Below are 22,125 nucleotides of genomic sequence, written 5' to 3' on the forward strand. Positions count from 1 at the left end.
AAACTTTGTGGGTGCCAGTGTCCAACTGGCACCAGCTTTGATTTACATGCTTATTTTGAAGCACTCACGATACGTTGATGCAATGAGTCTTTTAAAGCCGCTCTGTCGTGCTTAAGTTGATGCATTTCAGTATCTTCGATGGGTGAACCATTCAGTTCCAACACACGAATTTCTTTATCCAGAGCATTGTAGTTTTTAGTGTCTGCAGCAAAGCTTTGATCGCTTTCCGTGAGCGCTAAAATCGTTTCTTGATGTTCTGGAAATTCCTTAAGAAGAGAGTGATCTTCGCCTAACATAGCAACCCCTTTTATCGGTGAACAATAGTTTTAGCTTGGGCATGAGCTCAAGTGACTTGAAGCGTTTGCACGCGAGTTATCACTTGTGCCTCTATAACAATGGCACAAGTTTTAGCCGATTAAAAGTTGACCGATGGCAAGATCTGATTTCAGAGAAGTAAATCACAAGGTATAAAAAAGCCAGCAAATTCTTGCTGGCTTTAAGAGCTTGATCAAGCTGAATTAATCGTAGATTGTTGGAATCGCTTCGCGCTTGTGCTGTGTTGCTTTATAGATAGCCACCAGCTTATCAGAGACCTCTTGAGATACTGGTTTGCCCTCAAGGAAGTCGTCAATCTGCTCGTAGGTCAGATTTAGTGCATCTTCATCCGCTTTTTGTGGATCAAGTTCTTCTAAGTCAGCGGTAGGCGTTTTCTTCACCAGCAACTCAGGAGCCCCTAGTGTCGCCGCTACTTCGCGTACCTGACGTTTGCTTAGGCCAAACAAAGGTGCCAAGTCACAAGCACCATCACCAAACTTGGTGTAAAAACCTGTGATGTTTTCAGCAGAATGGTCAGTACCAAGCACTAGGCCACCTACGTAGCCGGCGATTTCATACTGTGCGACCATGCGAGCGCGAGCTTTAACGTTGCCTTTTACAAAGTCTAACTTTGCCGCTTCTGTTGGTAGTAAACCCGTTCCCTCTAGGGCAACGTGTGACGCAGCATGCAGACCATCAACGCCAGCCTTGATGTTTACAGATACCGAGTGAGTTGGTTCGATAAAAGAGAGTGCTAGCTGAGCTTCGTCTTCATCTTTTTGTTCACCGTATGGCAGACGCACCGCGATGAACTGGTAGGCGTTTGTACCACTTTCTTCATTGAGTTGATTTACAGCGAGTTGCGCGAGACGGCCACAGGTTGTTGAGTCCACACCACCACTGATTCCTAGAACGACGGACTTACATCCAGACTGCTGCAATTTGTTTTTGATAAAAGCAACACGGCGTTCGATTTCAAAATGTGGGTCGATAGACGGAAGCACGCGCATCTCGTCTCGAATAAGTTGTTCCATGTGGGATCCCTTTTCCTGCAAGCAAAAATGTTTTCTTGTATGATACCTACGAAAATCACTGAAAAAAAGTTACAGTGACGCTCAATCTATGCATAGATACGATTTATTGAGATACATATGACAAAAATAGCGATATTTGGTAGTGCCTTTAACCCACCTAGCTTAGGGCACAAGAGTGTTATTAACTCCCTTAGCCATTTCGACAAAGTATTGCTAGTACCAAGTATCTCCCATGCATGGGGCAAAAGTATGCTGGATTACAATGTTCGCTGCCAACTTGTTGATATGTTTATTGATGACCTAGAGCAGAGCAATGTAGAGCGCTCAGATATCGAAGAAGCGCTGTACCAGCCTAATACTTCAGTCACAACATTTGCTGTTTTAGAAGCACTAGAGAAACGTTATCCAGACGCCGAGCTTACCTTTGTTCTGGGGCCAGATAATTTGTTCAGTTTCGAAAAGTTCTATAATGCACAGAAAATAGTCGAACGTTGGTCGCTATTAGCATGCCCAGAGAAAGTCAAAGTCAGGTCAACAACAATTCGTTATAGTTTGTCCCAAGGTTTGAATGTAGATCACCTAACGACAGTAAGTGTCGCTAAACATTTGGTCGCCAATAAGCTATATTGACCATAGAATCAAAACGGATAATTTATAAATAAATGAAAGCAACAGGGATTTGTATTGCTTTAGCAGTGGCCGTCAGTAGCCCCATCGCTTACGCATTATGCGAAAGTGACTCGAATAAATCTGTCGTTTTAAAGACGACGGAGGACGAGTCGTTTTGCTCACTCATTACTAAACCATTCAGTTATATCGGCAATCAGGTGATTACCCTAGGTGGGTTAATTGAACCTGAGAAACCGACCAATTCGCTGCAAGACTCTTATTGGGACCAATGGCTTCTTACCCAGGAGTCTGAGCCCGTATTGACAGGCAACTATGAAAACAACTTTGTTGGCATTGGGCTGTGGGCACCAGAAGAAATTGCTCGCCGTAAAGATGAAATGTCGATGCAAGAGTGGTTGATGGCTCAGGGACTTCACATTGGTGTAGGCTTTGGTGAAAAGGGCAAAGAGCCAAGGCTGCGCTTGGACTATCGCTGGCATCAAGATTACCAAGGCGACATGATGATGCAGGTTGAAGTGCCATTCTAACGAAGCTGGATGTACGAGATTAAAAAATAGCGAGCCTAGAGCTCGCTATTTTTGTGTCAGCTTTACTAAATTAGTTCTTTATTAAAGTGCTTCACCCAGCAAGGTCGTGGTGAGCTGTTTAAAATGCTCTTGGTTACCCGAGAATAGCGACTGACAAATCGCCTCGCTCTTTTTACCAGACAATTTTTGCTTGCGTGCTTCTCTGACTAGCAATACCAATGCAAGCTCACCCGTAATCGAGGTAGAGTTTGGTGTCCACGCGGTGATCTCCGCGCTTTCCTTATCTTGCTTTAATACCGGCTTGCACACTTTAACTTCGTGACGCATTACCTGTAAAAGATCTTTTTTAACCTCAGCGTCATCGGTTCTACTGAGTGAGTATAATAAAGCAGACATCAGTGTTGAAGGCTTTACTTGACCTGCTTGAGTCGGAAATTTGTCTGCCAATCTCACAGAAAACTTCACCGTATTAAACATGCTACCAGGCAGCAAAGTCAGGCTTGATAGGCAGTCAAATGGCAACCAAAAAGTGTCACCTGCGCTATAAGCGTACTCATTCTTGCCTAGTTTCAGCAGAACTTTTCCTTCCTCTACATGTACTAACTGATTATGTAGCGTCTTCTTACGAGGCGTAATAGTGAGTAATGGTGAATGAGTTGTGTGAAAGTCGATGGCGTGATTCATGATAGTCTTCGCTGGTTAATCTGCGCGTAGAGTACCTTGAGTCGCGTATGATGCCAACCACAGATCAGACATTTCCATTGGTAATTGCAATAAGAGTAGAAGAAACTGTGGTCTGACCTTAACAAAAATAGACCTAAGGTAGCTGCGGTCTTTTTGGACTAAGCGTAGAATAGTGCAGCTTTTAATTTGATGTAACAGACATGACAACACACAACGACCCATATATTGATATTCGTCCATACAATGACGAAGAGATCCCTGCCGCTATCGACCGTCTGATTAACGACGCCGAATTTATCGACGCGATTCTTCAGCACCGCTTCTCTAACCATGCTCCTTGGTTTAAAGCGGTGATGAGCCCAATTGTAAAAGTGTACTTGAAATTTAAGTGGGCCAAGCTTGATAGCGTTGAAACCATTCAGCTAGAGGTGAAAAAGTACCTAGAGCAAACTTTGGACGCAACAACGAAAGGTGTTACCTACAAAGGTCTCGATAAACTCGATAAAAATACGTCGTACCTATTCGTGTCTAACCATCGTGATATCGCGATGGATCCTGCATTGGTTAACTACGGCTTGCACGAGAACAATCACAGAACTGTGCGAATCGCTATCGGTGATAACCTACTTAAGAAGCCCTGTGCAACAGAGCTAATGCGTCTTAACAAAAGTTTCATTGTTAAGCGCTCTCTAAAGGGGCCGCGTGAAATGATGAAGGCACTTGGTACCTTGTCTTCGTATATCAAGCATTCATTAGATACAGGTAACTCAATCTGGATTGCTCAAAAAGAAGGGCGTGCTAAAGACGGTAATGATTTTACCGATCCAGCGATTTTGAAGATGTTCCATGTAGAAGGTCGCAAACAGAAGGTTCCGTTTGCAGAGTATATTCGTTCACTGAAAATCGTACCTGTCTCTATCTCATACGAAAACGACCCGTGTGATATTGCAAAAGCGAAAGAGCTTTATGAAAAAGCGACTCACGGCAACTATGAGAAAGGCGAGTTTGAAGATATTGAAAGTATCGTTCAAGGCATTGTCGGCCGAAAAGATCGCGTACAAGTCGTATTTGGTGATGTCATTGACCAAGATTTTGAAACTCCAGAAGCACTGGCTGAAGAAATCGACCGTCAGATCCATGAGCATTACACCTTGTTCCCGATTAACAAGCTAGCTGCTGGCCTTGAAGATGACACTATCTCAGAAGCTACTCGCGTAACGTTGAAAGAGAAACTGGATTTGTTGCCAGAGGGCGCTCATCAGTATTTGATCGATAGTTATGCAAACCCTGTGAAGAATATTCTTCTGGAGCAAGAGAAGCTGTCTGCGTAGAGCAGCAAACAAGCTATCGCAAGGCCGCCTTCTAAGAAGGCGGATTTGCTGCTTACTTCATTACGATGCCGACATCCGTCCTGATAAGTAAATAGTACTCTATTTCGTTGATACTTTAATTGTTGGTCAGCGATAGCGTTTTATAAAACCTTGCCTTTCTGGGTAGTGCAATATAATTTGTGAGCAGTTGAGGTGTCCAATCTGGCTTGGGCAGTTCAAAACGCTTGGTCGTAATAAAGCTGACACAATGAACCTCTAGCATGGCCGATTCAGGAAAGAGGAAGCCAATGAAGAGCCAAAGTCGAGCTAATATTGTTAGTGTTTTTTTAGTTACAGGCATAAGCGCATTATTGGTATTCGTATTGGCACATTCTCATCAAATTGAGGATATAGATGTTGAGCTAACCAGTGAAAGTGAGTGCGAAGTCATACACTCAACTGGGGAACAAGATTTCTATGTTTACATACCCGTTTCTATCGAACCTCAAGCATTTCTCACCACCTTATGTGACAACATATTAGCTGAAAGCCAGTATTCGAGAGTCAAAGTAAGCCGCGTACCGAGGTCCGAGTTCAAGGCAAATCATCTGACTGTAGAGCCCTTTCGGCTAATATTGTCGCGAGACTATTTTATGCGCGGTATTCTGCCTGGTTATGAGAGCTTTTACAGTGAATTGAGCGCTTTGCCCAAGTATAGTGTGTACTGGCTCTCTCACACTCCGATTAACCCAACGATGTTTGAGTCAATGCATATTGGATTGCTAAATGACCCATATAGCCAGTCCGGCTATATGGAACCATTGCGTTATCTGAAGCATCTTCAGCTAGATATTCGAAAACTGACCATCGGCTACTTCCATAGTCGTGACACGATGTTAAACGCCTTCATTGATAAAAAGGTAGACCTGATACCCGTTGCGTTTTTGGAACATCCTGAATTGAACGATGACTCTCTCCACTATAGCTTAATCAATGATCAACTAGATGTTGGTTCTTGGTATATGCATCGTTCAGTGCCTGCGAGCCTAGCGTACAAAATTCGCGGGCTCTCATATTCTTACTTAGAAGGTGTTTGGGAGTAGAAGTGTGTCTAAGCTAAATAGATGGTACAAGTCAGGTTTCTTATGTTTCACATTTAGTACACTGACCACAATCACGCTCATCGTTTATACACAGTTCATCATTGAACAACGGATTGCAAAGAAATTAGAGTACAAGTCTGATGCTTTCGAAAAGCTTTCGCTGTCTTATGCATCGTTAGATGGTATGTTAAATCATCTCGATTACGAGCTGGTTGGGCCTACTTTTAGTGTGGACCAAATACCGACTTTTATCTCTCTCGTTGAATCGACGAAGTTTCAAATTGTTAATTTTAACTACCCTGCAGATACAAGTAACTATGATGCAGTAATTATACTCGATGAAACAGCTATTGGTATCGTGTTGACCTACCATCACACAATCAATTTGCGCGCTATTTTAAGCTTTTTCTTTGTCCATTTAGTTCTTTCTTACCTAGTGTTGGACAATGTACTTAAAATCAACTTGGAGAATAATACAGTTACAGAAGGTATGCGGGAAGGGGTCGAATCACTAACGGTGCAGCTGGATTTGACATCAAAAGAACTGGGTGCCTTTAAATCAGTGGCAGCTCATAGAGATATGGATAACCACTCATTTCGTTGGTTCGTTTGGGCTTATCGTAAAACAGGTTGCATTGAAAGAGCGACGTCAGTCGCGAGTCAAGAAGATACGCTTGAATTTGATATTAAAAATCGAGTAGTTTTTATCAGAGGTATTGAACTGGAACTGCCAAAGACCCCATTTTTTTATTACTATTGGTACGCCAAACGTAAAGCTTCAAACCTAGCTCCATTTACTAACCCGGCTGTAAACAAGCCTGATTTGTTTGCAGGTATTGAGCTAGCCCGCATAATGGCGAAGCACAATGGCATAGGCCGTACCATTGAGGAACTCAATAGTGTTGGGCTGCGCGCAAAAAATCTCGACCTAAATCGAAGCAAGATAAAAGAAAAGTTAGGCTCTGAACTTGGAGATCTTTCTTCGCCTTACCTGTTTGAATCTAATCGAGATATTCGTACTTCTCGTTATCAATATCAGTTGGTGCTGCCTAGTGAGAACATTCGGTTTTTGACATAATTTTAGTTTTATTTGGTTTCAAAAGAGATATCTCAAAACTAAAAGAGACAACTATTTAACAGAGTAGACATCTAACACTTCTAACCTTGCCGCTACTGCTTAGTTACAGAACTGAACGGTCAGATAACTACTTCAACAAGGTTAATAAAAATGCTTCAAATCAAAAAGGTGGCGCTCTCTATTGCAGTGGCTTTAGCGTCAACGCAGGTGGGTGCCTTCATTCTACCTGAACATCAAACGGATAGTGATTGGTACAAAGCTTCTGAACAAAAGCTTGATTCTCAACTTGAGCAGTCGCCAAATATGGCTGCCAAAAATGTTGTCGTGTTCTTTGCCAATGGTATGGGGGGATCCACTTTAACAGCTGCTCGCATCCATGAAGCACAGCTCAAAGGAGAAGAATATGGTGAAGAAAACAGCTTAGCTTTTGAGGACTTTGCTGACACTGGTCTTATAAAGTCATATAACACTAATCAACAGGTTGCCGATACTGCTGGTAGCATGACGGCAATGACTACAGGTGTTAAGACTAAAGCAGGTATAGTCGCACTTACTGACAATGTAGACCGTGGTGATTGCGATATTCAAAACGAAAAGCTACATACCTTGCTCGAGCTAGCAACTCATCAAGGCAAGGCTACGGGTATTGTATCTACTGGACGAGTTACTCACGCGAGCGTTGCCCCCTTATATGCTCATACATCGAATCGAGATTGGGAGTCGGCCGTTTCTGCTGAGTGTGAAGGCCAGGTCAGTGATATCGCCTACCAGTTAGTCCATGAAGCTGCGCCAGTGAATGTCGTGCTAGGGGGAGGTTTGCGAGAGTTTATCCCTAAATCGGCTAATGGTAGGCGAAATGATGGAGATCTGACAAAAGATTGGACTGAGCGATTTGGCGCAAACTCAATGTTTTTGAATTCACGTGACGATTTCGACCGCACCAACTTTAGTGATTCAGACCGAGTGCTTGGCTTATTTAACGATTCACACCTTTCATACGAAGTCGACCGTAATCCTGATGAAGAGCCTTCATTGTCAGAAATGACAGAAGCAGCATTAGAGCTATTAACAAACAATGAGCGAGGCCAAAACAGTGGCTTTTTCTTAAGTGTTTCAGCGAGTCGTATTTCGCACGGTCACCAGGCGGGTAATGCTGCACGTGCGCTTACTGAAACTATTGCATTAAGTGAGGCGGTTGAAATAGCTCAGCAATATTTACATGACAATGGTCTTCTCGAAGATACGTTGCTTCTAGTGGCATCTGACCACTCATACACTATGTCCATAGGTGGTTTCGGAGCGAGAGGTAACTCAATTTTAGGTATTTCAGAGACATATGACGGCCAGGGGCTTGATGGTGCTGCTGATGCTATGGATGGTTTTAGTTATACGACTTTAGCATATGCTAACGGCCCAGGCGCTCAGTTTACTCGTGATGATTCTGGTAACCGTGTAGACCCAGCTACACAAGATACTCTTGATATCGATTACCTTCAGCAAGCGACGGTTCCATTGGCTGAATCTACGTCCGCTGGCGAAGATGTGCCTGTATTTGCTACTGGACCAAGAAGTTATCTTGTGCGTGGCACCTCAGAGCAGAACTCAATCTTCCATATCATCAATCAAGCTGCTGAGTTAGGCGCTCAAGCATACACTGCAAAATAGGACAATAGTAGAAATGAAAATTAAACACCTTAGTTTTGCAATTGCATCCGCCATGGTTTTAGCAGGTTGTAACTCTTCATCTTCAGATAAGCCTGGGTCTAACCATCCAAACTTTGGTTGGGAGTTGGGTGCTGCCGAAGTATCAGATATAACCAAAGTAAACTCATGGTTTAACCAAGCAGCTGATCGAATTGAAGGTATTCAACAGGAGTTTGAATTATCTCATGATGACACTGCCGGTAAAGCCAAAAATATCATCTTATTCATCGGCGATGGTATGGGGATCTCAACGGTAACTGCTGGCCGTATTCTTGAAGCACAACAGCGACATGGTATGAAGCTTGGCGAAGAGCATCAGGTCGTCTTCGAGAAATTCCCTCATACAGCATTGTCAAAAACCTATAATTCTGATGCTACGGTACCAGATTCCGCAGGCACTATGAGTGCAATGATGACTGGTGTCAAAAATCGACAGTCGGTTATCGGTTTAGATGAAAGCATATGGTATGACCAGTGTGATAGTTCAATCTATAACGCACAGCTTATTTCGGCACTAGACCTGGCAAAAATGGGCGGTAAATCCACCGGCGTAGTGACGACGACCTCTGTGACACATGCAACTCCAGCTGCAACTTATGCATACAGCCCGAACAGGAACTGGGAGGTAGATACTGCAGAGGGACTTAATGGTTGTATTCCAGATATTGCCAAACAGCTAATCGATTATCAGCATAAATTCGATAATGGCTATGCTGGTTTTACCACTGAGTTGAGCTCTGGCATGGATGTTATTCTTGGAGGAGGTCGAGGTTTCTTCACTCTAGGTAGTGGTGGGGTGTTCTCTGAAGGGGAGCGAGAAGATGAGGACTTAGTTGAGCTGTGGAAAGCACGAAATCCTGGCGGCGCTTATGTAGAAAGTGGGGATGAACTTACTGAGCTAAACCTTAATAATCATGACACTATTCTGGGCTTATTTGCGGAGTCGCAATTAGACTTTGACCTCTACAGAGGTGATACTGATCAGCCATCTTTATCAGAGATGACGGAGGCTGCACTAACCATTCTTCAGAAAAACGAAGATAACGGCTTCTTCTTAATGGTAGAGGGTGGTCGTATTGACCACGGCCACCATTTCGGTAGTTCGAAAAATGCTTTATATGATTTTATGGCGTTTAATAAGGCTATTGAAAAAGCCATCGATATGACTTTAGAAACTGCTGACGAAACTCTGATTATTGTAAGTGCCGACCACTCGCATGTGTTTACCATTGGTGGTAACCCTCAGCGCGGAAATCATATTTTGGATCTTGTCTATGACGTTAATGACAAGTTGGTTCAAGCAGATGACGGAAAGCCCTTTACATCATTGCATTATGCAAACGGTCTAAATGGAGGCACCGATGAATTCGAATTTTGTCAGCCTGGGTATGGTTGCTTCAACTTTACAGGTACATTTGATGATAATGGTGAGCGAAAGCATCCAGGAACATCAGAGCAAGCCTTAGCAGATGGTTACGCGCAACAATCAACAGTGCCACTTCCAGTAGAATCGCATGCCGGTGAAGATGTTGGCATTTGGGCGGTAGGCCCAGGTTCCGAACAAGTTCGTGGTGTGTTGGAGCAAAACAGCATTTTCCACATCATGGAGCGTGCTGGTAATCTAATTGAAAACGCTGAAAAAGCGATTAACTAATCGGTTGCGCCTAGAGCTTTGCTCGGGCGCACATTTCTATAGTATACAGGTAATCTACGTGAAGAATTCTAGATGTCTTTTACTTTTAAGTTTTTTGTTTCTGTTTAGCTTTGAAGCATTATCCGAAATAGATCGCAACTCATATAGCGCTAGGTTCAAGGTGACAGAGCAGTTTGGTTTTCAAAAAAGTATCAGCCCAATGCAATTTACCGTATTTGATAAGCATGTTATTAGGGAACTTCCGCAACAGAATATTATAGAGCATTGGGTGCAAAGAAATAGTGGAAGTCATGTTTTTTATCGCCATTTTCCGGAATACAAAAGTAGTATTCATTACACTAGGGGTGACCTAAGAGCTTTCAATCTTGATGGTGAATGGAGTACGGTCGTTCAGGTAGTGCCCGAGCGTTGGTTAACGCTACTGGAAAGGGTTGGTGAAGGAGCATCAGATTTTGGTCTGGTTCAATCTTTCAAGGGCAAACTAGGTGATGATCAAGTTGCTATTGATTGGATACAGGAATTGGGAATTCCTTTGAGGTTTTCGATTAGAAGGCAGCACCAGGGTCTTACTATCGAGTTAATAGAGCTCAGTAAAGCAGAGGGAAAGTTGAACCAACTTCATGACTGGGATACATACAGAAAAATAGACTTTTCTGATGCTATGGATATGGAACGAGATAGTTTCGTTCAATATTTACTTGCAACAGGTAAGCTAGAGACAAATGGTGGAGGGCCACATATTCATTGAACCTAAGTCAAAACCACTAGTTATGTTGGCTAGTCTACGCTGTCAAGTGGCCCCCCATACCACAACGCTTCTATGAGTTGAGCGGTTAAACAACAAGCTCGACGGGTAAATTACCCTCTCATGCTTGCTTTGATTGTGTCATTAAACGCTTGTTGAACCCATTCGAGTGGTAGCTCTCTTTGATAGAGTGCTAGTGAGCAAGGAGAAGAGAAACTATCATCCGATAACCCTATGAGCTAACATAAAAAAATACCCTCAAACGTAATGCTTGAGGGTATTGATAAACAATCATAGGACCGCTTTATTGAATCTGTCTATAAAATCTGAGAATAATATTCACAATTGATGTGTTTCAAGAAGTAAATAACACGATGGCGTATAGTGTGCGCGAGCAATTCACCTACTCACTTACACAATAAAAGGATCTTTGATGCGAAATGGCGTTGGCTTTGTACTAGGACTTACCGCTTTGATTTCTGGCTGCAGTAGTTCTATTCCGGTTGAAGAACGTCAGCCTATGAGAGAGGAAATAGATGCCTCTACCGTACAAATTGTGAATCGCTTAAGTGAACTCTACCCAGAGCTGGCTGAGCAGCTCGCCTATGCGCAAGGGTATGCCGCTATTTCTATGTCTAATATCAAAGTGCCTATTCTTGGCGCCGGAATGGGTGTTGGCGCTATTTATAATCAAGCGGATGGCTCGGTGACTTATATTGATGTCAACCGTTATGAGGTAGGTGCTGGGCTATCTTTAGGTAGCTATCAAGCACTGGCTATTTTTGATAGTCAGTCAACCCTGAACGAATATCGAGAAGGGGTTTGGGAGCCATCGTTGGGCGCAGAGTGGAACTTGGGCGAGGACGGTGCATACAGTTCGATGAGCCTTGCGGGTCGAGATGAGGACGTCCCTATCTACCTATTGTCGCATTCTGGTGGAGGAGCAGTGGGCAGTGCTCGTTTGGTGTCAGTTTCGGTTAACTATGACCTAACAGAAACTGGCTTAGGCGAAGTTCGTGTCGCCAGTAAAGATACAAAGGAAGTAAATAATCAAACGCCTAGGAAATGGGACAGGCCGTTGCCATTTTTTGCTCAAGAGGTGATTGATAAAGGTTACAGCCTGCCAAAGCCATTTGGAGTCAGCGTAATCTATGCAAATACCTATCAGCAGATGGATATCCGCAATCTTAATGTAGGTCTTAACGGGTCAAGAAAGGTTCCTATTGATTTCGTGACCTTTGATAATAACTCCAGCCATACTCAAACTCCTCAGTTAAAGCTTGATGCATGGGTGTTTCCTTTCATGAATGTCTTCGGCACGGTAGGCAAAATTTCTGGTGACGCACACATTGAGTTTAAGGTGGATCCTGAGCAAATGATCGATGAACTGCAGCTAGATTGTAGTGTGGTTGGTGGACAACCCCTGGTATGTGAGGGGCTACGTAGGCTATTTGCCAATCCTTATGGTGTCGATGTAGATATAACAGGTACAAACTACACGTTAGGGACGATATTAGCGACAGGATGGGATGACTATTTCGTTACTGTGCCGATTTCTTTTTCATATGCGGATATGAGAAAAAGTGATGCAGAAGGCTTTATTCTCAATGTGTCGCCGAGAGTTGGCAAACAGTTCATGCTGAAGGGGACACAGTCGATCGCCGTCTATGTTGGTGCGGCTTACTTGGACAGTAAACTGACCATTACTGGGAAGCAAGCAATTCCGGGGACGAGTAGTCATCTGGACTATAAAATTGAGCAGGAAAATATCGATAAATGGGCCGGACTGCTGGGCGCTAACTATAACTTTAACAGGGATTGGTCCATTTCTATGGAGTATGGTCAAAATGGAAGCAAGAAAAGGCAGTTTGTGTCTAGTTTAACTCGCCGCTTCTAATAGCTCGCTCCGCGCATTGTCGGGAAGCTCATAACAAAACTTATCTGAGTCATGAGAAAATCTCGTAATTAACTTACTGAAAATATTTGACCTTGCTCACAAATTGAGTAAAATTCGCTCTGTCTTTTGAAATGTAATTACATGAGGTAGAGAAGAATGAACTCAGCACTTCTATCAACATTGGACACTGAAAAATCAAACGCAGAAGAGAACAACGAAAAAGCGTCAGTATCATCGACCTCGACTGCCGCTGAGATAGCGACCATCCTAGCGATGTTTTTAGCGACTTCAGCAGTGATTTTGTTACTAAGCCTAACTTGGGTAATGTAACTAGCCTTTCATGGATTTGAAGCAAGCGATACTCCCTAAAGCAGCATGTGTGAGTATCGCCTATACCTTCCCTTCACTTTTTATGGTTCGACGACAACGTATTTCCCATTGTCGATAGCTAAGAACCAATTCCCTCTAGCTACGAAATATTGTTGACCGCGTTTGTTAACTGCAGTGGCTCCTTCAGGTAGTCTCTTTACGATTTTCCCCGGTCGATAGCGACGTTTGGGCGGCTTTTCTACAAAAACATACTTTTCCTTCTCTTGTTTATAGTAGTGTCCGTCGATCAAGGCATACGTAACCCCGGCGATTGCCAGTAGAACCGCATCGTCTGGAAGCCGGTGTTTGGGATAGTGATGTATCACGTGCACTTCTTTCTTTTTGTGTTCTTTCCATGGCTTTCCGATGATTTTATGCCAAGGATCTGCAAGGCTAGATGTAGAAAGCAGGCTACACGCAAGTAGTGTAGTTAGGGGAATTTTGATTGTCATGGCAGTCTAGGTTCAATGACTCAATTAGGAGGATTGAGCCATTGTTTATTGAAAGGTGCCTGCTTTCGTTAGCCTGAAGTCATTAGCCCGTGTGATTTTGATGGAGGCTAAATGAAAGGCTTGACGCTATTTATCTGGTGTATGATTGGGTTTGATTTCTGCTACGTAATAGCCGTACAAGGGTTCAATGTTTGGACTACATATTAAGTCCATAGCACCCTTTAGTTGATCGATAGACCAGTCCCACCAACACATTTCCAACAACTTGCGGACTTGTTCATCAGAAAAGCGTTGCTTGATTACCGTGTTATGACCCACGACTACGCTGTAAGGTGCAACGTTTTTGGTTATCACTGAACGAGAACCGATAACTGCCCCGTCACCTATTGTGACTCCGGGCATTATCATAGCTTCGCTTCCTATCCATACATCATTACCAATATGGGTATCGCCTGATCGTTCAAAACCGTCTTTTACTTTGCTACCAAATTCATCGGTAGAAAATGGAAACGCCGATACCCAGTCGATCCTATGACCTTGGTTGCCAGCCATCATAAAGGTAGCGCCTGAAGCAATTGAGCAAAATTTGCCGATAATGAGTTTATCAATATCTCCGTATAAGCCAGATTCCCACGCGGCGCGCGTGGGAGGATCGCCTAGCAGATAACGGACAGCACATTCTTCGAAGTTTTTACCGTGGTAGTAGCCAGAGTAATAAGAATACGCTCCGGCTTTTATGTTCGGATTCGTGATGGTGTCTTTAATGACCTGACCTTGTAGCCAATTTGGGAAAGGATTCATTGCCCCGTCCTTTTTGATGATTCCTCACAAAAACTAGCACGGCAACGCCCGATACCCAAATCAATTCTTGTCTATCTTTGTCAAGGTCACTAATTTAATAGATAAAGTGTCAGAAAAAAGGAAGCTCATGACCGAATTTAATATAAGAACCATGACGTTAGATGAATTGGGCATGGCTGTTGAATGGGCAGCGCAAGAAGGGTGGAATCCGGGTCTTAACGATGCTTACCATTATTACAAAGCAGACCCAAATGGATTTTTAGTGGGTGAGCTTAACGGTGAACCAATCGGTTGTATCTCTGTTGTGAAGTATGATGCGAGCTTCGGTTTTCTGGGGTTTTATATTGTTAAACCTGAATATCGACACCAAGGGTTTGGTATTCAAATTTGGGACCGCGGAATGGCGTATCTGGATGGTTGCAACGTTGCGCTTGATGGTGTTGTTGATCAACAAGAGAACTACAAACGTTCTGGCTTTGCTTTATCGCACAGAAATGTTCGATACGAAGGTCAAACGAAGAGTCTGCCTTTTGAAAGAGACAGTATCACTAAAACAGAAGAGCTAAGCTTTGACTCTATTGAAGACTATCTCGATGCATTTTTTCCTGCCTGTAGAAAGGTATTCGATAAAGCCTGGTTGAATCAGTCGGATAGTAGCTCGCTAGCTTATGTCAAAAACGGTGAGTTATTAGGGATAGGTGTGATAAGGGCGTGTCGAAGCGGTTTTAAGATAGGTCCTTTGTTTGCTGATAACAAAGGTGTAGCCCATGATTTGTATGCTGGTTTAGTTTCAAGCGTGTCTAGTGACCAACCGGTTTATCTCGATGTTCCTGAGGTCAATGAGTTGGCGATTGAACTGGCTAAGACTTACCACATGAAACCTTGTTTTGAGACAGCGAGAATGTATACCAAGCAGCCCCCAAGCATCTCTTTAGACCGCACCTATGGCGTCACTTCCTTTGAGATAGGTTAGCTTTATAAAGTTCGGCTATGCAGCCGAGCTCTCTCTATTCTCTGTTAGATTATTAACCCAGCGATCGCTGTATACGCGCCAGACCGCTGGAACAACCTTGACGATTTCTTCCGAGGTCATGAGAAGCAGTACGATAGGGAAGGAGAGGTCAAACACCATGGCTCCCATCGCCGTGATTGGCACTGCCCACATCCATTGACAGACAAAGTCCATGTTCATGCAGAATTTACTGTCACCACCACTTCGTAGCACACCAATGATCAAGGTAATGTTGATGGTACGCAGCATGATACTCAACGCGACAATAGGAAAGCTAAGTACCATTAGCTCAGTTACATCCGTGGTTAGCCCTCCGTAGAGCGATAAGATCGCGCCTTGGGCGAGCAATAGAACACCACCCAACAATGCACCCAGTGCAATGGAAGACTTAAGTGCCCACCTTGAATACAAGGTACTTTGCGTAAACTGATTAGCACCTAGGCTGTTACCTATCAAGATAGCGGTGGTACTTGATAAACCATGAGCGACAGACAGCCCAATCGATTCGAGTGGTGTGATGACTGCCATTGTGGCTAACTCTGTTTGTCCCATGCGACCTAAAATGATGTTGAATGCGAAAATCCCCGCACACCAAATCACGGTGCCACCCATAATGGGGTAGGTGATTGTGACGAACTTTCTAACCATTTTAGGCTCGAGGGCATCGATGACGTTTTGCCAACGCAGCGCCAATACTGGAAAGTATCTATAAATAATGACCAGCACCACTATCAAGCGTATAGAACGTGCGATAACACTGCCAATCCCTGCGCCAATGAGTCCCATCGCAGGCAGTCCGAAATGACCGAATATCAGTATGTAGTTGAGCGCAACATTCAGACCGACTTCAAGTATTGAAACGTAAAGGTTGATGCGGGTTTGACCAATAGAACGCAGCGCAGTGTCGGCTGCGATACCAAAGCCTGATAAGCACATAGCAATGCCAAGTAGTTGGACATAGTCACTGGCAAGCGCTAGAACCGTTTCGCTAGGATCAAATAAGCTAGGTAATAGTTGTGGTGTGAAAAAGCACAAAGTGAAACAGAACAAAGCTAGCCCTTGAGTAACGCCAGTCCCAAGCGCGAGGTAGCGCTTTAACCCCTGCTCATCATTCGCGCCCCAATACTGAGCCAACAGAATCCCCATGCCGGATCCTAGCCCCCACACTAATACGATTGAGAGCCAAAATATACGAGCTCCAATTCCCGCCGCTGCGACTTCTTCCGTCCCCAACTGACTGATCATAAGGCTATCGACAAAGCCAAGGCTACTCATAAGCAGGCTTTGCAGTGCAATGGGTATACCTAGAGAAAGGACTTTTCGAATAAAGCTGCTTATAGGCGGTTGTTCCATAGAGTTCTCCCTGCATGTTTATTTTTTAAGCTACTGATTTACCATGGCATATGCAACGAATTACTTTCACGTTAACCGTGATGTGTGTCGCAGAGTGGTCTGGGCGTTATGTCTTGAGATCTCGAGCTTAACCTTATGATTTTCAAAAGACGCATGCTTCAAAACGGTGCTTATGCGAGACACCTCTCCAAATTAGTGAAAACAGCACACCCTTTGCACCAAGATGCAGCGCACCAAATTGAACTTAGGGCATTTTAATGGTGCGCATAAAATTAAAACCTTATAAATATCATTGATTTAAATGTAATGCGGGCGTGCTTTCTAAATTGGCATTCTTCTTGAAATAATAGTGTTGAATAACTATTCACAATAAGGAGATATCCAACATGAACATGACGTTCAAACTCAAGCTTGCAGCTATGGGCGCGTCACTTGCTTTTGCATCAGGTTTTGCGATGGCGGAAGAAGAGACGATCAAGGTCGGCGTACTACATTCACTGTCAGGCACGATGGCGATCAGTGAAACAACACTGAAAGACACGATTTTGATGTTGGTTGAAGAGCAAAATAAGAAAGGCGGTCTATTAGGCAAAAAGCTTGAAGCTGTGGTTGTAGACCCTGCCTCTAACTGGCCTCTGTTTGCTGAGAAAGCGCGTGAACTGATCGAAAAAGAGAAGGTGGACGTGGTATTTGGTGGTTGGACGTCTGTATCTCGTAAATCGATGCTTCCAGTATTTGAAGAGCTAAACAGCATCCTTTTCTACCCTGTCCAGTATGAAGGTGAAGAGTCTTCGAAAAACGTCTTTTACACAGGTGCTGCGCCAAACCAGCAGGCGGTTCCAGCTGTTGACTACCTAATGAATGAGTTGGAAGTTGAGCGTTGGGTACTAGCTGGTACGGATTATGTTTATCCGCGTACGACCAACAAGATCCTAGAGTCTTACCTGAAGTCGAAAGGGGTGAGCGAGTCAGACATCATGATTAGCTACACGCCGTTTGGACACTCTGACTGGCAGTCTATTGTTTCTGATATCAAGAAGTTTGGTTCAGAAGGCAAGAAAACAGCGGTTGTATCGACCATCAATGGTGACGCAAACGTTCCATTTTACAAAGAGCTAGGCGCACAAGGCGTCTCATCTGAAGACATCCCTGTTGTGGCATTCTCCGTTGGTGAAGAAGAGCTATCGGGTATGGATACGTCCGCGTTGGTTGGTCATCTAGCGGCATGGAACTACTTCATGAGTGTTGATACTGAAGCGAACGAAGAGTTTGTTGAAACTTGGCAGAAGTTTATTGCGAGTGAAAAACGCGTAACAAACGACCCAATGGAAGCACACTACATTGGCTTTAACATGTGGACACAGGCTGTTACCAATGCTGGCACTACGGACGCCGAAGAAGTTCAAGATGCGTTGATTGGTGTTTCTGTGCCGAACCTTTCTGGTGGCTACTCTACGATGCTGCCAAACCACCATATCACTAAACCAGTACTTATCGGTGAAATCCAAGATGACGGTCAGTTTGATGTGGTTTGGGAAACAACCGGTCTCGTGGCTGGTGATGCTTGGTCTAACTACCTTCCTGAGTCATCGAAGCTGTACTCAAGCTGGTCTAAGCCATTCTCATGTGGTGCATTTAACGTTGAAACAGGTAAGTGTTCAGGTAGCGCACAATAATCTCTCACTATTTGGTGCCTCTCCCATTTCCATCTAAACAAGGGCAGAGGCGCCTTTTTATTTCTGCCTAAGTTGACGTCAGACTTAAGGCAGCCGAAAGGACGCATTTCATGAAAACCATAATTCACATATTGAAAGTCGTGGTGTTCTTTGTTTTGAGTACTCACTTCGCGTTGGCTAGCGTTAGTGACCGAGGCACATTTGGCCAAGCACTCATCGGAAAAAACAACCCTCAAAAAGAAGAGGCAATGGCTTGGATCGTTGAAAACGAGTCCGAGCTTGTTGCCAAATCAGTATTAACCGCATGGCTTGAAGGCGATCTCTACTATGTCAAAGACAAGAAGAGCGAACAGTATCAGGCTTTGTACATTTCAGACAACATCAAAAAATCACCCGATGCGAAAAGCGCTTGGGACGATACTACGATGGCCGTTGAGTCCTCACGCCAATTTAGCAAGGTGCGAGTAAACAACAGATTACGCGGTAAGATTCGCCTAGAAATCGCGTCGCTTGGGTTATCGAACCCTGAAGCATCCATTCGTTTGAGCGCTGTCACAGCTTTCTTGGGAACCACTGACGATACGGTCATGGAAAGACTTCAGCAGCGAAAAACGGTTGAGCAAGACGAGGATGTTCTTAATATCCTTAACTTAGCATTGGCGATAGACCAATCACTGACAGGTGACACGAGTTCAGATAAGGTTGCTGCGATTGAAACCTTGTCCGGCTACAAGCAGTCTGTCGTTTTGCAGACCCTAAACCAAATTATCAGCAAAGATAAAGACGAGTTAGTTGTAGCCGCGGCTGAGCGAGCGCTTGATAGTTATCAGCAGAGTCAGAAATTTTACTCGGGTGTAGAAACCGTCTTTTTTGGTTTGAGCTTAGGCTCAGTATTAGTGCTGGCGGGTATTGGTCTTGCGATTACCTTTGGTGTTATGGGCGTTATCAACATGGCTCACGGTGAGCTTATCATGATTGGTGCTTACACCACTTATGTGATGCAACAGCTCATGCCAAACAATATCGGTATGGCACTTATCTTATCCATTCCGATGGCGTTTATTGTCTCTGGTTTGGTAGGCATCGCGATTGAACGCAGCGTGATACGTCACCTTTACGGTCGTCCTCTGGAAACCCTACTGGCGACCTTTGGTATCAGTCTTATTTTACAACAAGCGGTTCGCTCTATTTTCTCTCCTCTTAACCGCTCAGTCAGCACGCCAGACTGGATGTCTGGTGCATTGAACATCAACCCAATGTTGTCGCTCACCTATAACCGTTTATACATCATTCTGTTCTGCATAATGGTGTTTGTTGGCTTGGTGATGGTGTTAAAGAAAACCCCTCTCGGTCTTCAAGTTCGCGCCGTCTCTCAAAACAGGGCGATGGCGAGAGCCATGGGTATTCGTTCTGAGCGTGTTGATGCGATGACGTTTGGGCTAGGTTCGGGCGTAGCGGGTGTTGCTGGTGTGGCGCTATCACAGCTAACCAACGTGGGGCCTAACATGGGACAAGCCTACATTATCGACTCCTTTATGGTTGTCGTATTTGGTGGAGTAGGAAACCTATGGGGAACCTTGGTTGCTGGGCTGAGCTTGGGACTATTTAACAAGATCCTCGAGCCATGGGCGGGTGCCGTTCTTGCCAAGATCTTGGTATTGGTGTTCATCATTTTGTTTATTCAAAAACGCCCTCGTGGACTCTTCCCACAACGTGGCCGTGCGGCAGAAGGTTAAGGAAAACGTATGCAATCAACAATTCAATCTTCTGGACATCCGGCGGGCACACAGTCTAAGTCGTTTGTTCTATCGGCTATGCGTGGAGATAAGGGCGGACAGCTTACGATTTTGGCTATCTTAGCTGCTGTTGTCTTGATACCGCTAGCGAACACACTATTGCCAGCAGGCCACCCACTTCACGTTGAGACGTTTACTATCTCGCTGATGGGTAAGTATCTAAGCTATGCGATGCTCGCTCTGGCGGTGGATTTGGTATGGGGTTACCTAGGGATCCTGAGTTTAGGGCATGGCGCTTTCTTTGCGCTTGGTGGCTACGCCATGGGTATGTACCTGATGCGTCAAATTGGTGATAGAGGCGTTTATGGCAACCCAATATTGCCGGACTTTATGGTGTTCCTAAATTGGCAAGAGCTTCCTTGGTTCTGGCATGGTTTTGATCAGTTTTGGTTTGCTTGCCTGATGGTCGTTCTGGTACCGGGCGCACTTGCTTATGTATTTGGTTATTTGGCATTCCGTTCGAGAGTGTCAGGGGTGTATCTGTCAATAATGACCCAGGCATTAACTTACGCCTTAATGCTGGCTTTCTTCCGCAATGAAATGGGTTTTGGCGGTAACAATGGCCTTACCGACTTTAAAGACATTCTCGGCTATAGCCTGCAACAAGATTCGACCAAAATCGCGCTGTTTATGGTGACTGGGATTGCTCTTGTCATCAGCTACATCGTTTGTAGAACGGTTATCAGTAGCCGACTTGGGCGCGTATCTATGGCGATTCGTGATACGGAGTCGAGAACACGCTTCATGGGCTATGACGTTGATGGTATCAAGCTATGGATATTTGTACTGTCCGCCGTGATCGCTGGTATTGCTGGTGCGTTGTATGTCCCGCAGGTCGGCATTATTAACCCTGGAGAATTTGCACCGCTGAACTCTATTGAGATCGTGGTTTGGGTTGCACTAGGCGGACGAGCCACCTTGTTTGGCGCCATTGTCGGTGCCTTGGTCATTAACTATGCCAAGAGCTGGTTTACGGTTGAGTTCCCTGAGGTATGGCTGTTTGCGCTGGGCGGTTTGTTTGTACTGTCTACTATGTACTTCCCGAAAGGCTTGATTGGGTTTGTTTCCGAAAAAATCGAGTTACTCAAGAAACGCTCAAAGCCCACGCAGGAGTCTGACAAGGAGGCAACCGCATGACGACGTTAAATAGAGCTCAGCAGCTAAAAAGCTCGGTGCAAGAGATCACCAAGCGTGATGAGGTGTTCTCATTCCTCAAACCAGATCAGCATCCCCTTGTCGATACACGTCATAACATTCTGCTCTATGTGGAAGGTGTGAATAAAAGCTTTGACGGCTTTAAAGCGATCAATGATCTCAACCTGTATATCAAGGAAGGGGAGTTACGCTGCATCATTGGACCAAATGGGGCGGGCAAAACCACCATGATGGACATCATCACGGGTAAAACGAAGCCAGATACCGGACAAGTTTGGCTTGGCTCCAACATTAACCTTCTCAAGATGAATGAGTCGGAGATTGCCAACGCAGGTATTGGACGTAAATTTCAGAAACCAACCGTGATTGAGTGCCTGACCGTTTGGCAAAACTTAGAGTTAGCGATGTCAGGTGTGCGTGGAGTGTGGGGAACCTACACCGCTACATTATCAGGTGAGCAACAAGATAAGCTTGAGTCAGTGCTTGAGTTGATTCATTTGAAAGATAACGCTGCGCTAACCGCGGGTAACCTTTCTCACGGCCAAAAGCAGTGGTTGGAAATCGGCATGTTGCTGATGCAAAACCCTAAGTTACTGCTCGTCGATGAACCTGTTGCAGGTATGACCCATCAAGAGATGGACAGAACGTCAGAGCTGCTTAACTCGCTTGCGGGTAAACACTCGGTCGTCGTGGTTGAGCATGATATGGACTTTGTCCGCTCTATCGCAAGCCACGTCACTGTACTTCATCAAGGTCATGTGCTCGCAGAGGGCACCATGGATCAGGTTCAGTCTCATCCTGAAGTCAAGCAGGTTTATCTAGGGGAATAG

21 protein-coding genes are annotated in these 22,125 nt (G+C 44.5%); 15 read left to right on the top strand and 6 right to left on the bottom strand.

Annotation, left to right across the window (positions count from 1 at the left end; all coding sequences use genetic code 11):
* Positions 1 to 50: 50 nt before the first annotated feature.
* Positions 51 to 296: an HP1242/YdcH family protein gene (locus tag J4N45_RS20965; protein ID WP_252016718.1), complete on the bottom strand. Its 246-nt coding sequence runs from the start codon at positions 294 to 296 to the stop codon at positions 51 to 53.
* Between the two features lie 222 nt (positions 297 to 518).
* Positions 519 to 1,349: an NAD(+) synthase gene (gene nadE, locus J4N45_RS20970; RefSeq protein WP_252016720.1), complete on the bottom strand. Its 831-nt coding sequence runs from the start codon at positions 1,347 to 1,349 to the stop codon at positions 519 to 521.
* A 117-nt stretch (positions 1,350 to 1,466) separates the two neighbouring features.
* Between nadE and J4N45_RS20975 the strand changes: the two genes are divergently transcribed.
* Positions 1,467 to 1,979 (top strand): nicotinate-nicotinamide nucleotide adenylyltransferase, encoded by a 513-nt coding sequence (locus tag J4N45_RS20975; RefSeq protein ID WP_128648701.1) that lies wholly within the window; start codon positions 1,467 to 1,469, stop codon positions 1,977 to 1,979.
* 32 nt (positions 1,980 to 2,011) lie between these two features.
* A complete protein-coding gene (locus tag J4N45_RS20980; protein WP_234497095.1) occupies positions 2,012 to 2,506 on the top strand; it encodes a hypothetical protein in 495 nt (164 codons plus the stop codon).
* 81 nt (positions 2,507 to 2,587) lie between these two features.
* On the opposite strand, the gene J4N45_RS20985 is transcribed toward J4N45_RS20980, so the two are convergent.
* On the bottom strand, positions 2,588 to 3,190 hold the full coding sequence (locus J4N45_RS20985) for an AraC family ligand binding domain-containing protein (RefSeq protein WP_252016722.1): 603 nt from the start codon (positions 3,188 to 3,190) through the stop codon (positions 2,588 to 2,590).
* Positions 3,191 to 3,390: 200 nt separating this feature from the next.
* On the opposite strand from J4N45_RS20985, the gene J4N45_RS20990 reads away from it, so the two are divergent.
* The 8 genes from J4N45_RS20990 (at position 3,391) to J4N45_RS21025 (ending at position 13,011) form a co-directional block, all read left to right on the top strand.
* Entirely contained in the window at positions 3,391 to 4,521 is a 1,131-nt protein-coding gene (locus J4N45_RS20990) for a lysophospholipid acyltransferase family protein (protein WP_252016725.1), read from the top strand.
* A gap of 287 nt (positions 4,522 to 4,808) precedes the next feature.
* Positions 4,809 to 5,603: a hypothetical protein gene (locus J4N45_RS20995; protein ID WP_252016727.1), complete on the top strand. Its 795-nt coding sequence runs from the start codon at positions 4,809 to 4,811 to the stop codon at positions 5,601 to 5,603.
* Positions 5,604 to 5,607: 4 nt separating this feature from the next.
* Positions 5,608 to 6,681, top strand: coding sequence for a hypothetical protein (locus J4N45_RS21000; protein ID WP_252016729.1), 1,074 nt, complete (start codon positions 5,608 to 5,610; stop codon positions 6,679 to 6,681).
* Between the two features lie 150 nt (positions 6,682 to 6,831).
* Entirely contained in the window at positions 6,832 to 8,346 is a 1,515-nt protein-coding gene (locus tag J4N45_RS21005; protein WP_252016730.1) for an alkaline phosphatase, read from the top strand.
* A 13-nt stretch (positions 8,347 to 8,359) separates the two neighbouring features.
* Positions 8,360 to 10,039: an alkaline phosphatase gene (locus J4N45_RS21010; RefSeq protein ID WP_252016731.1), complete on the top strand. Its 1,680-nt coding sequence runs from the start codon at positions 8,360 to 8,362 to the stop codon at positions 10,037 to 10,039.
* A gap of 58 nt (positions 10,040 to 10,097) precedes the next feature.
* On the top strand, positions 10,098 to 10,787 hold the full coding sequence (locus J4N45_RS21015; protein ID WP_252016732.1) for a hypothetical protein: 690 nt from the start codon (positions 10,098 to 10,100) through the stop codon (positions 10,785 to 10,787).
* Between the two features lie 430 nt (positions 10,788 to 11,217).
* Complete coding sequence (locus J4N45_RS21020) at positions 11,218 to 12,681, top strand: lipid-binding SYLF domain-containing protein (RefSeq protein ID WP_252016733.1); 1,464 nt, start codon at positions 11,218 to 11,220, stop codon at positions 12,679 to 12,681.
* Between the two features lie 156 nt (positions 12,682 to 12,837).
* Complete coding sequence (locus J4N45_RS21025; protein WP_156110927.1) at positions 12,838 to 13,011, top strand: hypothetical protein; 174 nt, start codon at positions 12,838 to 12,840, stop codon at positions 13,009 to 13,011.
* A gap of 80 nt (positions 13,012 to 13,091) precedes the next feature.
* On the opposite strand, the gene J4N45_RS21030 is transcribed toward J4N45_RS21025, so the two are convergent.
* Together J4N45_RS21030 and J4N45_RS21035 are read right to left on the bottom strand one after the other, a co-directional pair.
* The gene (locus tag J4N45_RS21030) at positions 13,092 to 13,502 is read right to left on the bottom strand and encodes a DUF6515 family protein (RefSeq protein ID WP_252016734.1); all 411 of its coding nucleotides are present in this window, start codon (positions 13,500 to 13,502) and stop codon (positions 13,092 to 13,094) included.
* A gap of 126 nt (positions 13,503 to 13,628) precedes the next feature.
* Positions 13,629 to 14,303, bottom strand: coding sequence for a CatB-related O-acetyltransferase (locus tag J4N45_RS21035; RefSeq protein ID WP_252016735.1), 675 nt, complete (start codon positions 14,301 to 14,303; stop codon positions 13,629 to 13,631).
* Between the two features lie 127 nt (positions 14,304 to 14,430).
* On the opposite strand from J4N45_RS21035, the gene J4N45_RS21040 reads away from it, so the two are divergent.
* Positions 14,431 to 15,276: a GNAT family N-acetyltransferase gene (locus tag J4N45_RS21040; protein WP_252016736.1), complete on the top strand. Its 846-nt coding sequence runs from the start codon at positions 14,431 to 14,433 to the stop codon at positions 15,274 to 15,276.
* 15 nt (positions 15,277 to 15,291) lie between these two features.
* On the opposite strand, the gene J4N45_RS21045 is transcribed toward J4N45_RS21040, so the two are convergent.
* The gene (locus J4N45_RS21045; protein ID WP_252016737.1) at positions 15,292 to 16,668 is read right to left on the bottom strand and encodes an MATE family efflux transporter; all 1,377 of its coding nucleotides are present in this window, start codon (positions 16,666 to 16,668) and stop codon (positions 15,292 to 15,294) included.
* Positions 16,669 to 17,054: 386 nt separating this feature from the next.
* On the opposite strand from J4N45_RS21045, the gene urtA reads away from it, so the two are divergent.
* From urtA to urtD, 4 genes are all read left to right on the top strand, one after another.
* The gene (gene urtA, locus J4N45_RS21050) at positions 17,055 to 18,344 is read left to right on the top strand and encodes an urea ABC transporter substrate-binding protein (protein ID WP_128648709.1); all 1,290 of its coding nucleotides are present in this window, start codon (positions 17,055 to 17,057) and stop codon (positions 18,342 to 18,344) included.
* 110 nt (positions 18,345 to 18,454) lie between these two features.
* Positions 18,455 to 20,080, top strand: coding sequence for an urea ABC transporter permease subunit UrtB (gene urtB / locus J4N45_RS21055; RefSeq protein ID WP_252016739.1), 1,626 nt, complete (start codon positions 18,455 to 18,457; stop codon positions 20,078 to 20,080).
* A 9-nt stretch (positions 20,081 to 20,089) separates the two neighbouring features.
* The gene (gene urtC / locus J4N45_RS21060; RefSeq protein WP_252016741.1) at positions 20,090 to 21,277 is read left to right on the top strand and encodes an urea ABC transporter permease subunit UrtC; all 1,188 of its coding nucleotides are present in this window, start codon (positions 20,090 to 20,092) and stop codon (positions 21,275 to 21,277) included.
* The gene (gene urtD, locus J4N45_RS21065; protein WP_042471044.1) at positions 21,274 to 22,125 is read left to right on the top strand and encodes an urea ABC transporter ATP-binding protein UrtD; all 852 of its coding nucleotides are present in this window, start codon (positions 21,274 to 21,276) and stop codon (positions 22,123 to 22,125) included. The genes urtC and urtD overlap by 4 nt, the downstream gene beginning before the upstream one ends.

It is taken from the genome of Vibrio sp. SCSIO 43140 (assembly GCF_023716585.1).
GTDB lineage: Bacteria > Pseudomonadota > Gammaproteobacteria > Enterobacterales > Vibrionaceae > Vibrio > Vibrio maritimus_B.